5 protein-coding genes are annotated in these 13966 nt (G+C 75.6%); 3 read left to right on the top strand and 2 right to left on the bottom strand.

Annotated features, from left to right (window positions below; all coding sequences use genetic code 11):
* Nucleotides 1–24: 24 nt before the first annotated feature.
* Complete coding sequence (gene fhuB / locus ACH4K4_RS29580) at nt 25–2334, top strand: Fe(3+)-hydroxamate ABC transporter permease FhuB (RefSeq protein ID WP_398171537.1); 2310 nt, start codon at nt 25–27, stop codon at nt 2332–2334.
* 42 nt (nt 2335–2376) lie between these two features.
* Nucleotides 2377–3597: an enterochelin esterase gene (gene fes / locus ACH4K4_RS29575; RefSeq protein ID WP_398171536.1), complete on the top strand. Its 1221-nt coding sequence runs from the start codon at nt 2377–2379 to the stop codon at nt 3595–3597.
* Nucleotides 3598–3629: 32 nt separating this feature from the next.
* Here the strand turns inward: fes and ACH4K4_RS29570 are convergent, their stop codons facing one another.
* The gene (locus ACH4K4_RS29570; protein ID WP_398171535.1) at nt 3630–5087 is read right to left on the bottom strand and encodes a DHA2 family efflux MFS transporter permease subunit; all 1458 of its coding nucleotides are present in this window, start codon (nt 5085–5087) and stop codon (nt 3630–3632) included.
* A 4-nt stretch (nt 5088–5091) separates the two neighbouring features.
* The gene (locus ACH4K4_RS29565) at nt 5092–12525 is read right to left on the bottom strand and encodes an amino acid adenylation domain-containing protein (RefSeq protein WP_398171534.1); all 7434 of its coding nucleotides are present in this window, start codon (nt 12523–12525) and stop codon (nt 5092–5094) included.
* A gap of 147 nt (nt 12526–12672) precedes the next feature.
* On the opposite strand from ACH4K4_RS29565, the gene ACH4K4_RS29560 reads away from it, so the two are divergent.
* Nucleotides 12673–13857 carry a M20 family metallopeptidase gene (locus ACH4K4_RS29560; protein WP_398171533.1) on the top strand — a complete coding sequence of 395 codons (1185 nt, stop codon included), beginning with the start codon at nt 12673–12675 and terminating at the stop codon, nt 13855–13857.
* Nucleotides 13858–13966 lie beyond the last annotated feature (109 nt).

Here is a 13966-nt window from a genome sequence, read left to right as displayed (position 1 = left end):
AAATGGTTAGGCTAGCCTCACCTTATGCAAAAGCAGCGCACGGGTATAGCCGCCCCGCCCCCCGAACCCGTCACCGAGGACGGTTCGTTGCCGGTGGCGCGAAAGGACACCCCACCCGCCGCGGATGACCCGCGCTTTGCCTCCGCCGGACCGGTGCCCGGCCCCGGCGGCCGGCCCGCGCCCGACCGGGCCGTCGTGCTCGCCGTGGCGGGCTTCGCGGCCGCCGTCCTCGTACTGGCCGCCGTGTCCCTGTGCGTCGGCGCCGGGGAGGTCGGCGCGAGCGGCGTCCTGGACTACCTGCTCGACCGCGGCGGCGCCCGCACCGATCCGCGCCTCGCCCTGGTCGTCGGCGACCTGCGGCTGCCCCGTACGCTCACCGCCCTGCTCGTCGGCGGCGCGCTCGGCGTCGCCGGCTGCCTGCTCCAGGCCGTCACCCGCAACCCGCTCGCCGAGACCGGCCTGCTCGGCGTGAACGCCGGCGCCTCCCTCGGTGTCGTCGCGGGCATCGCGCTGCTCGGCCTGGACAGCGGCTACGCCTACCTGGTCTGCGCGTTCGCCGGCGCGGTCGTCGCCAGCGGCCTGGTGCTGCTCATCGCGGGGCGCAAGGGCGGCGGTTCCCCGATGCGGCTGGTGCTCGCCGGGGCCGCGCTGGGCGCCACCTTCGGCGGCCTGACCAGCGTGATCGTGGTCAATTCGGCCGAGACCTACGACCGGTTCCGGTTCTGGGTGCTCGGTTCGCTGGCCGGGGTGGAGGGCTTCGGCGAACTCGGCCGCCTGGCCCCGGTGCTCGCCGTCGGCTTCCTGGTGGCGCTGCTGGTCGCCCGGCCGCTGTCCGCGCTCGCGCTCGGCGACGACCTGGCCCGCAGCCTCGGGCACCGGCCGCCGGTCATCCGTACCGTCGTCGCCGTCGGCGTGACGCTGCTGACCGCGGCGGCCGTGGCGCTGGCCGGCCCCATCTCGTTCCTGGGGCTGCTGGCGGGCTTCCTGGCGCGGGCGATCGCCGGCACCCGGCTCGCCGCGCGGCTGCTGCTCGCCGGGCTGATCGGCGCCGCCGTGCTGATCGTCGCCGATGTGGCGGCGCGGGTGGTCTCCCGCCCGTTCGAGGCGCCCGTCTCCGTCATCGTGGCGCTGGTCGGCGCGCCCGTCCTGATCGGGATCGTCCGTTCCAAGCAGCTCACCGCGATGGGCATGACGGAACCGGCCGCCGAGGAACGCCCGTCGGGCAAGCCCGCGCGCGGAGCGCTGCGCGCGCTGCGGCGGCGGCTCCCCCGCCGCGCCCCCAGGACCGGCCGGGTGCGCCCCGCCGACACTCTCGTGCTGCGCCGCGGCCCGCTCTCCCTGCTCGTCGCCCGGCGCGCCACGTTCGCCGCACTGCTGCTGGCCGCACTGCTCCTGCTGGCCGTCGTGCTGTCCGCGTACGCCGGGCAGAGCGACATGGGGGTGGCCCGCACCTTCCGCGCGATCTTCGGGTACGGCGACCGCTTCGACGTACTGCTGGTGCAGAAGTTCCGGCTCGGCCGCATCGTGGCGGGCCTGGCGGCGGGCGCCGCGCTGGGCCTGGCCGGCTGCCTCACCCAGACGCTGGCCCGCAACCGCCTCGCCACCCCCGAACTGCTCGGCGTCAACGACGGCGCCACCGCCGCCGTCCTGCTGTCCGTGACGCTCAGCGCGACCGGCACCTTCGGCGCCTGGTGGGCCGGGCCGCTCGGCGCGCTGGTGGCGGCGGTCGTGGTCACCGTCGTCTCCGGTGGTCTCGGGCAGCGCGGCTACCGCGTGCTGGTCGTGGGCCTGGCGATGTCCGCGCTGGCCTCGGCGGCGACGCAGGTCGCGCTCTCCCGGCGCTCGCTCAACTCGGCGAGTTCGCTGTACGTGTGGACCTCGGGCAGCCTCAACGGGCGCGGCTACTCCGTCGCCGTGCCCGTCCTGATCGGCCTGGCCGTCCTGGTGCCGCTGAGCCTCGCGGTCGCCCGCCACCTGGGCGTGCTGCGCTTCGACGACGCCACCGCCTCGTCGCTGGGCGCCGCTCCGGGCCGTACCCGCGCGGTGTGCCTGCTGCTGGCGGTGGCCCTGGCGGGCCTGGCGGTGGGCATCTGCGGTCCGGTCGGTTTCGTGGCGCTCGCGTCGCCGGTCATCGCGTCGCGGCTGGCGGGTCCGCTGCGGGTGCCGCTGGTCGGCACGATGCTGACGGGCGCGCTGCTGGTGGTGGCCGCCGACACCGTCGGGCGGATCGTGTTCTCGGGTACGGAGCTGCCGGTGGGCGTGGTGACGACGGTGCTGGGCGGGCCGTTCCTGCTGTGGGTGCTGCTGGGCAGGTCGGCGGCCACCCGTGTGTGACGAAACCTTTGTGCTGACCGCGCTCCTGAGAGGAGTACGCACGTGACCGCTGTCCGCAGTCCGCTGCTGCGCACGCTCGCCGCCGAGGTGCGGGCCGGGCGGCCCGGCGCCGAGCGGGAGTTCTGGCGCCGCGCCGAAGCGGCCGGCACGCCGCTCGTGGAACCGGACCCGGACGGCGATCCGGGCCACGTCCTCGTCACGTTCGTGTGGCGGGACGACCCGGCGCGTCCGGCCACGGACGTCCTGGCGCTGCTGCACACCGTCACCGACCGGGACCGGCACGCGGGCGACCTGACGCCGAACCTGATGGCCCGCGTCGAGGGCACGTCGGTCTGGGCGCTCAGCCACCGGCTGCGGTCCGACCACCGCGCCTCGTACCAGTTCCACCCCGGCACCGGGCCGCGCGAGGAGATCCTGCGTACGGACCGGCAGGCGTGGCTGAAGGTCCTGGACAGCGCCGTACCCGACCCGTTGAACACCGCGCCCGCCCTGCCGTCGCGGGACGGCCGCAACCCCGCGTCCGTGCTGGAGCTGCCCGGCGCCCCGGCGCAGCCGTGCACCGGACGCCGGCCCGGCGCGGCGCGCGGCACGTCCGTGCGTACCGAGGTGGACGGCCGGCACGTCACGGTCCACCTGCCGCCCGGCCACCGCGCCGACGGCGGTCCGTACGCGGTCGCGGTGCTGTTCGACGGCGAGATGTGGGGCCCGGTCCTGTGTGCCGGAGACCTGCTCGACAACCTGCACGCCGATGCCGCCGTACCGCCCACGGTGGCGCTGCTCGTGGACACGATGGGGCGCCGGATGGAGGATCTCAGCTGCAACGGCGCGTTCGTCGACTGGCTGGCGGACACGCTGCTGCCGTGGGCGGACGCCGCGTACGGGACCGATCCGCGCCCGGAGCGCACGGTCGTCGCGGGCCAGAGCGCGGGCGGCCTGACCGCGGCGTTCGCCGCCTTCCGGCGGCCCGACCGGTTCGGCCTGGCGCTGTCGCAGTCCGGGTCGTTCTGGTGGCCGGACGACGACGAGCGCGGGGCCGAGTGGCTGACCCGGCAGTACGCCACGGCCGAACGCCGCCCGGTGCGGCTGCGGCTGGAGGTCGGCCTCCAGGAGTGGATGCTGCTCGCCGAGAACCGGCGGCTGCGCAACGTCCTGCGGGCGCGCGGCTACGACGTGGCGTACGAGGAGTTCAACGGCGGCCACGACTACGCGTGCTGGCGCGGCGGGCTGGCGACGGGGCTGGGGGCGCTGCTGTCGGGGCACTGAGCCCCGGGCAGCAGCGCCCGTGGCGGCGGTCCTCAGCTCGCGGCCGGGGCCGCCGCCCCCTCCCCCGCTTCCGCCCCGTCGCCGGAGTCGTCGTCGAACGGCGGCGGCTGCGGCGGTTCCTTCGGCAGCCGCAGCGCGATCAGCGCGCCCACGGCGACCAGGCCCGCCGTCACCCACACCGCGACCCGGTACGGCCCCGGCCCGCCGGTGCCGGTCCCGTGGCCGCCGATCACCCCGGCGCAGACGGCGATGCCGAGCGCGCCGCCCAGGGTGCGCACGATCTGGAAGAGGCCCATCGCGCGGCCCATGTCGGGCGGCGCGACGTCCTCGAACCCGGCGAGCTGGACGGTCAGCACGGCCGTGCCGAGCACCAGGCCGATGGCGAACATCAGCCCGCGTACCAGCCACGCGTGGTCCGCGGCGCCCGGCACGGCGAGGGCCGCGAAGACCACGGCGGCGAGCAGCAGGGCGGGCACGGCGAGCCACCGCGGGCCGACGCGCGGCAGCAGCCGGTCGACGACCTGGGAGGCGAGCATCAGGCCGACCGCTTCCGGGAAGACGCTCAGGCCCGCGTCCAGCGCCGAGGCGCCCAGCGCCGCCTGGTAGAGCAGCGGGAAGACGAACAGCACGCCCATCAGGCCCGCGGCGGTGAGCGCCGCGAGCGCGGAGGCCGTGCCGTACGCCCGGCCCGCCAGCAGCCGCAGCCTCAGCAACGGCTCGGGGGCACGGAGCTGGTGGAGCACGGCCGCCACCGCCAGTACCGCGCCGAGTACGGCGGCGGCCGCGACGGCGGGCTGCGTCCAGCCGTGTGACGGGCCGAACCCGAGCGCGTAGGTGAGCAGTCCGAGCCCCGGGGTGGCCAGCCAGAACCCGGCCCGGTCGAACGGCCCCGGCACGCCCTCGACGTGCTCGCGCAGCCCGAGGACGCCGAGCAGCACGGCGGCGGCGCCGATCGGCACGTTCACGAAGAACAGCCAGTGCCAGGACAGGTGCTGGGTCAGGAAGCCGCCCAGCGGCGGGCCCAGCGCGGGCATCAGGGCCGTCGGCACGATCAGCACCTTGCCCAGCCTGGCCCGTTCGTGCGGCGGGAACGCGCGGAACAGCAGAGTCATGCCGACGGGGGTGAGCAGTCCGCCCGCCAGGCCCTGCACGGCCCGCGCCACGACCAGCGCGGGCAGGCCGGGCGCCAGGCCGCAGGCGGCCGACGCGGCGGTGAAGACGGCGAGGGCGCCGAGGAAGACGCGTTTGGTGCCGTAGCGGTCGCCGAGCCAGCCGGCGACCGGCAGGGCCAGGGCGAGGGCGACGAGGAAGGCCGTCTCGACGGTGTTGGCGGCGGAGACGGGCTGCCCGAAGTCGCCCGCGATGGTGAACAGGGCCGGGTTGACGATGGTCGAGTCCAGGCCGTTCATGCACATGGCAGCCGTGTAGACGAGAACAACGGCGGTCCTCGGGTTCAGCCGGGGCCGGGTGGCCGGTTCGGTGGTGGTCACCGGGTCACCCCTCCAGTTCGGTGAGGCGGTCGGCCACCACGCGCGCGATGTGCGCGATGGGCTCGGGCAGGGTCATGTCCTTGTGGGAGCACTCGATGTTCGTGTTGTCGATGCGGCCGGTGACGTAGGGGGACCAGGTGTCGGGGGTGAGGGTGTCGTCGATGGTGTCCACGACGGCCCGGAAGAAGAGCACGTCGCCCCGGAAGACGCGGTGGTCGTAGGCCCGTACGAGGTCGTTGGTGTTGAGGTAGATCGCGCCGAGCGCCTTGATGGTGTCGGTGGACAGCGTGGACAGCGGGCTGCCTTCCCGCTGGAGGACCTCCACCACGTTGGCGGTGGTCAGCGGCTTGCCCTCCAGGCTGTCCGGCCCGTAACCGCCCATGGTCAGCAGCGATTCGAGCGCCTCGGCCTCGTCGGGTACGGGCAGGCCGCGGAAGCCCTCGGCCGGGTAGGCGTCGAGGATGGCCAGCAGCTCGACCTCGTGCCCCTCGTCCTGGAGGTGGGTGGCCATGGCGTGCGCGATGATGCCGCCGGTGGACCAGCCGAGCAGCCGGTACGGGCCCTCGGGCTGCACCTCGCGGACCCGCGCGGCGTAGTGGGCGGCCAGTTCCTCCAAGGTGGCGGGCAGCGGCTCCCCGGCGGTGGCCGCTCCGACGCCCTGCGCCTGGAGCCCGTAGATCGGCACGTCGGCGGGCAGGTGGCGGATGATGCCGGCGTAGCACCAGCTCAGACCGCCCGCCGGGTGGACGCAGTGCACGGGCCGGCGGCCGGCCTCCGCGCCCGGGGCGACCGGTCGCAGCGGCAGCAGCACGTCGAGCGGGTCGTCGTGGCGCACGGCGTCCAGCGCCGCGTCGAGGGCCGCGACGGTCGGCGACTGGAAGACCGTGCCGATGGAGACCTCGGTACCGAGCACGGCCTTGACGCGGCCGGCCAGCCGCACCGCGAGCAGCGAGTGCCCGCCGAGGTCGAAGAAGTTGTCCTCGACGCCGACCCGGTCCAGGCCCAGCACCTCGGCGAAGACCGTGCAGAGCTGCTCCTCCCGGGGTGTGCGGGGCGGGCGCCCGGTGGCGGCCGGGCGGTCGGGTGCGGGCAGTGCCTTGCGGTCCAGCTTGCCGTTGTCGGTCAGCGGCAGCCGGTCGAGCAGGACGACGGCGGACGGGACCATGTGGACGGGCAGTCCGGCGGCCGCGTGGTCGCGCAGGGCGGCGGGGTCGGGCGCCCGGCCCGCGGCCGGTACGGCGTAGCCGACGAGCCGCTTGTCGCCGGGGGTGTCCTCCCGTACGACGACGGCCGTGTCCGCGACGTCCGGGTGCGCGGCGAGCACCGCCTCGATCTCGCCCGGCTCGATGCGGAAACCGCGCAGCTTGACCTGCTGGTCGGCGCGGCCGAAGTACTCCAGGGCGCCGTCGGCGCGGCGCCGCGCCAGGTCGCCGGAGCGGTACATCCGGCTGCCTTCCTCGCCGAAGAGGCGGGCGTACGGGTCGGCGACGAAGCGGGTGGCGGTCAGCTCCTCGCGCCCCAGGTAGCCGCGGGCCAGGCCCTCGCCCGCGACGTACATCTCGCCGGTGACGCCCGGCGGTACGGGCTGGAGCCTGTCGTCCAGGACGTAGACGCGCAGGTCGGGGATGTTGACGCCGATGGTGCTGGAGGTGGCGCCGGCGGCGGTGGCGCGGTCGAGCGGGAAGTACGAGACGTGCACGGTGGTCTCGGTGATGCCGTACATGTTGACCAGGACCGGCGCGTCGTCGGCGTGCCGCTCGTACCAGTCGTCGAGCCGTCCCAGCTCCAGCGCCTCGCCGCCGAACACGACGTAGCGCAGGGCCAGTGCCGACCCGTCGCTCTCCCGGTCGGCGGCGGCGAGCTGGTAGAAGGCGGACGGGGTCTGGTTGAGGACGGTGACCCGCTCGGTGGCCAGCAGCTGCCGGAAAGCGTGCGGGTCGCGGCTGGTCAGGTGGGGTACGACGACGACCTTGCCGCCGTGCAGCAGCGCGCCCCACAGTTCCCAGACGGAGAAGTCGAAGGCGTAGGAGTGGAAGAGCGTCCACACGTCTTCGGGGCCGAAGCCGAACCAGTGGCCGGTGGCGGTGAACAGCCGGGTCACGTTGTGGTGGGTGACGACGACGCCCTTGGGGCGGCCGGTGGAGCCGGAGGTGTAGATGACGTACGCGGCGTCGTCGGGGCGCAGCGGCCGGGTGCGGTCGGCGTCGGTGAGCGGGGCCGCGTCGTACCCGTCCGCCGCGCCGCCGTCCACGGTGACCAGCGGCAGGGTGTGGGCGGGGAGCCGGGGCGCGGTCGCGGTGTCGGTGATCAGTGCGGCCGGGGCGGCGTCGCCGAGCATGTAGGCGAGGCGGTCCGCCGGGTAGTCCGGGTCGAGCGGCAGGTAGGCGGCTCCGGCGAGGGAGACCGCGAGCAGGCCGGTGACCAGGTCGGCGGAGCGCGGCAGCGCGAGCGCGACGATGGAGCCGGGGCCGATGCCGCGGGCGGCGAGCAGCCGGGCCAGGCGGTGGGCGCGGCCGGACAGTTCGGCGTAGGTGAGGGACTGCCCGGCGCAGCTGACGGCGGTACGGCCGGGGTGGCTGCGGGCGGCGGCCTCGTAGGCGTCGGCGAGCGTGGTGGCGGGGCGGGCGGCGAGGGGTTCGGCGGGCGTGTTCCATGTGACGAGGGCACGGTGCCGCTCCTCGTCACCGAGCAGGGGCAGCAGGCCGAGCGGGGTGTCCGGGGCGTCGGCGGCCGCGGTGAGCAGGCGGGCCAGCCGGTCGGCGAGGGCCTGCACGGTCGCGCGGTCGAAGAGGTCCGTACGGAACTCGATGAAGCCGCCGATGCCGCCGCCGGGCTGTTCGCCCGCGTTGAGGGTGAGGTCGAACTTGGCCGTGCCGGACGGCACCGCGGTCAGCCGGGCGGTCGCCTCCGGGCCGAGCGCGAACGCGGCGTCCGGGACGGACTGCCAGGCCAGCATCGTCTGGAACAGCGGGTGCCGGGCGAGCGAACGCGGCGGGTTCAGCGCTTCGACGAGGTGGTCGAAGGGCAGCGCGTCGTGCTCGTACGCGGCCAGGGTGGCGGTCCGTACGCGCTCCAGGAGCGTACGGAACGCGGGGTCGCCGGAGGTGTCGGTGCGCAGCACGACCGTGTTGGTGAAGAAGCCGACGAGGGCGGCGGTGGCGTCGTCGGCACGGCCCGCGACGGGGGTGCCGAGGGGGATGTCGGTGCCGCAGCCGTGCCGGGTGAGGAGGGCGGCGAGGCCGGCCTGCACCGTCATGAAGACGCTGGTGCCGGTGGCCCTGGCGAGGCGGCGCAGCGCGTCGTGGGCCGCGGCGCCGAGGGTGAAGGGGACGGTGTCGCCGGCGTGCGAGGCGACCGGCGGGCGCGGCCGGTCCATGGGCAGGTCGAGTTGGTCGGGCAGGCCGGCGAGGGCCTGCTTCCAGTGCGCGAGCTGGGCGGCGGCGAGCGCGGTGGGCGCGGCGGGCGTGCCGAGGATCTGCTGCTGGTGGGCGGCGTGGTCGGCGTACTGGAAGGGCAGCGGCGCGAACCCGGGTTCCCGGCCCGCGTGGCGGGCGGTGTAGGCGGTCGCGAGGTCGCGGGCCAGCGGGGTGGTGGAGGCGCCGTCGCCGGCTATGTGGTGCAGCAGCAGGAGCAGGGTGTGGCGGTCGGGCCCGTCGCTGAACAGGGTGGCGCGCAGCGGGGGTTCGGAGGCGAGGTCGAAGCAGTACCGCACCGCTTCGGCGAGGTCCTCGCCGGGTGCCGCCAGATGCACCACCGGCCGCGCCAGGAGGTGCCCGACGGGAAGGATCCGCTGGTAGGGCTGCTCTTCCGGAGCGTTGTCAGTGGTCGGGTACACCGTCCTGAGTGTCTCGTGACGTGCGGTCAGGTCGTGCAGGGCGAGCTGGAGCGCGTCGCGGTCGACCGGCCCGTCGATGCGCAGCACCAGCGGGATGTTGTAGGTGGGGCTGGGGCCTTCGAGCCGGTGGAGGAACCAGAGCCGCTGCTGAGCGGGCGAGAGGGGGAGAGGGCCGGTGCGGGGAACGCGGAACGGGGGCAGCAGCGCGGACGGCTCCCCGGCGCCGTCGGCCGGGGCGGCGGCGTGCACGAGCGCGGCGAGCGCGGCCGGGGTCGGGTTGCGGAACACGTCCGCGGTGCTCACGGGCGCCTGGAAGATCTCCCGGATACGGGCGGCCAGGCGGGCGGCCAGCAACGAGTGACCGCCCAGGTCGAAGAACCCGGCGTCCGCCGGGGGGCTGGTGTCCAGGGACAGGAGGTCGGCCAGGAGACCGCGGATGATCTCGGTGTGCGGGTCGTCGGTGACGGCGGGGGCGGTACCGCCCCCGCCGTCACCCGTACCGCCGCCGGTGCCGTCGCCACGGCCGGGGACGCCCGGCTCGGGGTCCGGCAGGGCACGGTGGTCCAGCTTGTCGTTGGCGGTGCGCGGCAGTTCGGCGAGCAGCGTCACCGTGGCCGGGACCATGTGCGCGGGAAGGGTGGCCGCGAGGTGCGCCCGCAGGTCGGCGGGGGTGGGGGAAGCGGAGGAGACGGCTTCCTCGCCGTCCGTGCGCGCCACCGCGTACGCCAACAGCCGCTTGCCCTGCGGGGTGTCGCGGGCGATGACCGCGGCCTGGGCGACGGCCGGGTGCTCGGCCAGCCTGGCCTGGATCTCGCCGAGTTCGACGCGGAATCCGCGGATCTTGACCTGGTCGTCGCCGCGGCCCAGGAACTCGACGGTGCCGTCGGCCCGGCGCCGTACCAGGTCCCCGGTGCGGTACATCCGCGCGCCGGGCCCGCCGTACGGGTCGGCGACGAAGCGTTCGGCGCTCAGGTCGGGCCGTCCCAGGTAGCCGCGGGCCAGGCAGGCGCCCGCCACGTACAGCTCGCCGGCCACGCCGTCCGGCGTGGGGCGCAGGCAGGAGTCGAGGACGTAGACCCTGGAGCCGCGTACGGGCCGTCCCTCGGGGGCCCCGCCTGCGTCTGCCTCGGGCGCCGTCCAGTAGTACGCGTCGACGGTCGTCTCCGTCGGCCCGTAGAGGTTGACCGCGTGCAGTCCGCCGGTGGTGGTCAGCCGCTCCCACAGCGGTACGGGTACGGCCTCGCCGCCGACGACGATCACGGCCGGGCGGTGCCGTCCCTCGTCCAGCAGGCCTTCGGCCAGCAGCGCTTCGGCGTAGGACGGGGTGACGTCGAGGTAGTCGACGTACTGCTCGTCCACGTACCGGGCGAGCGCGGCGGGGTCGCGGTAGGACGCGTCGTCGAGCAGGTGGAGTTCGTGTCCGTGCACCATCCACAGCACCGGGTCCCAGGACGCGTCGAAGGCGAACGACGCGCTGTGCGCCACCCGCAACCGGTCCCGGCCGGTGCGGGCGACGGCGGGCGCGACGTGGTCGGTGCCGTGCCCGGCGTACAGGTTGGCGAGGGAGGCGTGGGTGACGACGACGCCCTTGGGGCGCCCGGTGGAGCCGGAGGTGTGGATGACGTAGGCGGCGTGTGCGGGCGCGGGCGGGGTGGCGGGCGCGCCGGCGGGCTGCCCGGCGAGCGCGGCCGCGGTGGCGTCGGTGTCCAGCGCGACGACGGGCAGGCCGTGCGGCGGCAGTCCGGCGAGCGTCGCGGCCGTGCCGACGACGCATACGGGCCGGGCGTCTTCGAGGACCGCCAGGGTGCGGGCCGCGGGGTGGCCGAGGTCCAGGGGCTGGCAGACGCCGCCCGCCTTGAGGACCGCGAGCAGCGCCACCATCGTGCCGGTGCCGCGCGGCAGCGCGAGGGCGACGGGGCGTTCCGGGCCCGCGCCCAGGCCGGCCAGGAGGTGGGCCAGCCGGTTGGCGGCGGCGTCCAGTTCCGCGAAGGTGAGCGCGGTGTCGCTGGTGCGGACGGCCACCGCCTGCGGGGTGCGGGCGGCCTGTTCGGCGAAGTACTCGGGCAGGGTGCGGGCGGCCGGCGGTTCGGCGCGTCCGGTGGTGGCGCGGTGTACCTCGTCGGCGTCCAGCAGGTCGATGGTGCCGACGGGGCGGTGCGGGTCGGTCAGCAGCAGGTCGGCGAGGCCGTCGAGGTAGCGGAGGAACGTGCGCTGGTGTCCGTCGAGTTCGGCGCGCCCGTAGCGGCCGCTGTGGGCGTCCAGGCTGATGTGCAGCCCGCCGTCCGCGTCCGGGGAGGCGCCGAAGGCGAGGTCTTCGACGGGGCCGGCGGCGAGATTGTGGAGGGTGCCGGGCAGGCCCGCGAAGTCGAGGTCCGCGTCGAACGGCTTGATGTTGACCATGGGGCCGGTCAGCGGCGTGCCGGCCGAGGAGAGGGCGAGGTCGCGGCGGATGTCGGCCTGCGGGTAGCGCTGGTGGCGGCGTACCGCGCGCATTTCGAGGACGACGCGGCGCAGCAGCGCGGCGCCGGTGTCGTGCGGGTGTACGGCGATGCGCAGCGGCAGGACGTTGACGGTCATGGCGGGGGTGCGCAGGGAGGCGGGGCCGCGGCGGTTGGTCACCGGCAGGCCGAGGACCACGTCCTCGGCCCCGGTGACGCGGTGCAGGTGTCCCGCGGCCGCGGCCACGACCAGTTCCGCCCAGGTGGCCTTGGCCGCCTCGGCTGCCAGGGTGAGCCGGTCCAGCGCGCCGGCGGGCAGGTCGGCGCCGGTCCGGAGCACGTCGCCCGCGGCGATGGCGTCGGCGAGCGACGCGGCGGTGGTGTCCGCAGCGCCGGGCCCGGCCGTACGGTTGCGGTCCTCGTGATCCTCCCCCGCGGCGGGCGCCGCCGCGCCGCTCGCGAGTGTCACCGGCTCCGGGCGTCCGGCCATCCGCTCTGCCCAGAACTCCCGGTCGGCCGCGTACTGCTCGCTTTCCAGGTAGCGCGTCTCGTCCTCGACGAGGTCGCGCAGCGGGGCGAACCGGTTTTCCGCGGGCTCCCGTCCCGTGGCGAGGGCGGTGTAGACCTCGGCGGCCCGGCGTCCGATCAGTTGCAGGGCGTACGCGTCGACCGCTATGTGGTGCACGCGCTGGTACCACCAGTACCGGTCGTCGGCGAGGCGGAACAGGGCCTGGGTCATGAGCTGTCCGGCCCGGCCGAGGTCGGCTGCCCTGATGAGGTCGGCGCGCATCCAGTCGCGCGCGTCATCGGCGGGCCGTTGGGCGCTCCGCAGGTCGATGCGGTGCAGCAGCCGGTCCGCGTCCGGCGGGACCACCTTCTGCGAGGGGATGCCGTCGGTCTCGCTCACACACACGCCGAGCGTTTCGGCCTCGGTGACGGTACGCAGCAGGGCGCGCTCGAACAGCGCCTCGTCCAGGGGCCCCTGGATCTCCACGACGTCCGCGGTGTTGAGCGCCGGGCTCTTGGGGTCCAGTTGACTCGCGTAAAGGATGCCGGCCTGCGCGGTGAGCAGGGCGAATCCTTCGGGCTCCGCCGGGCCCTTCGCGGGGGCGCTGGGCTGCGGCGGCGCCGCGGTGGCTGCGTGGTCGACCGGACGCTGATGCATGTGTGTGACAACTCCCATGAAGGAAACCGACCTCCGCGCACCGGCCGAAGGGCCGAGCGCAAACTTAGGGAAGCCTAAGTTATTTTTACCTTTCCGCGGTGCCGCCGACCGTCATCGGCACCGGCCACCGAGCCCGAAGAGGAGACGATGACGTCCGCCCCCAGCCCCGCCCCCGCTCCCGGACCCGCCCCGCTCGCCGCCGTCAAGGACGCCGTGCGGCGGCGCGTCACGGAGCTGGGCCCCGAACTGACCGGCCTCAGCCGCCGCATCCACGGCCACCCGGAGACGGCCTTCACCGAGCGGAAGGCCGCCGCCTGGTGCGCCGGCCTGCTGCGTGAGCACGGCTTCGAGGTGACCGCGCCCGCACACGGCCTGGACACCGCGTTCGTGGCCACCGCCGGGTCGGGCCCGGTCACGGTCGCCCTCGCCTGCGAGTACGACGCGCTCCCTGACCTCGGCCACGCCTGCGGCCACAACCTGATAGCCGCCGCCGGGGTCGGCGCGGCGCTGGGCCTGGCCCCGTACGCGACCGGGCTCGGCCTGACCGTACGGGTGCTGGGCACGCCGGCCGAGGAGCGCGGCGCGGGCAAGGCGCTGCTGCTGGAGGCCGGGGCGTTCGACGGGGTGGACGCGGCGATGATGGTGCACCCGTGCCCGTTCGAGATGTCCGACTTCCGCTCCTTCGCGCTCGGCACGCTGTCCGTCACGTACACCGGCCGCACCGCCCACCCGAGCCTCAACCCGCACGAGGCGCGCAACGCGGCCGACGCGCTGACCGTCGCCCAGGTCGCCCTGGGACTGCTGCGCCAGCAGCTGCCGCCGCAGTGGCGGGTGCACGGCATCACGACCTCGGCGGGCTCCGCGCCCAACGCGATACCGGACCGCGCGACGGCCGAGTACGAGATCCGGGCGCTGGCCGCCGAGGACCTGCGGGAGCTGCGGGAGCGCGTGGAGGCGTGCTTCCGGGCGGGCGCGCTGGCGACCGGCTGCGAGGTGACGCTGGAGCGCCCGGAGCCCGACTACCTGGACTTCCGCGGCGACCCCGCGCTGATCGCCCTGTGGGAGGCCAACGCGCGTGCCCTGGGCCGTCCCGAGCCGGTCGAGCGCGGGCCCTTCGCCTGTACGGACATGGGCAACGTCTCCCATGTGGTGCCCGCCATCCACCCCGTGCTGGACATCAGCGGGGGTGCCTGCGGGCCGCACGAGCCGGAGTTCGCCGAGGCGGCGGTGTCCCCGGCGGCCGAACGGGCCCTGCTCGACGGGGCGGTGGGCCTGGCCTGGACGGCCGCGGACTTCGCGTACGCGGGGAACGGCGGCGCGGCCCGCACGTGACGGCGGTGGCGGGGGGGCCCCCCCGGGGGGCCCCCGGGGCCCCCCCGCCCCCCCCCCCCCCCCCCCCCCCCCGGGCCGCCCCCCCCCGCGGCCACCCCACCCCCCCCCG

Source organism: Streptomyces sp. NPDC017529, assembly GCF_044329785.1.
In the GTDB taxonomy this organism is placed as follows: domain Bacteria; phylum Actinomycetota; class Actinomycetes; order Streptomycetales; family Streptomycetaceae; genus Streptomyces.
The sequence above is the reverse complement of the archived record's forward strand: the minus strand, read 5'-3'. Positions and strand labels throughout refer to the sequence as shown.

Bases quoted from the DNA above. Each gene is read 5' to 3' on its own strand.
- fhuB (WP_398171537.1), top strand. From the start codon at position 25: ATGCAAAAGCAGCGCACGGGTATAGCCGCCCCGCCCCCCGAACCCGTC.
- ACH4K4_RS29565 (WP_398171534.1), bottom strand. From the start codon at position 12,525: ATGCATCAGCGTCCGGTCGACCACGCAGCCACCGCGGCGCCGCCGCAG.
- ACH4K4_RS29560 (WP_398171533.1), top strand. From the start codon at position 12,673: ATGACGTCCGCCCCCAGCCCCGCCCCCGCTCCCGGACCCGCCCCGCTC.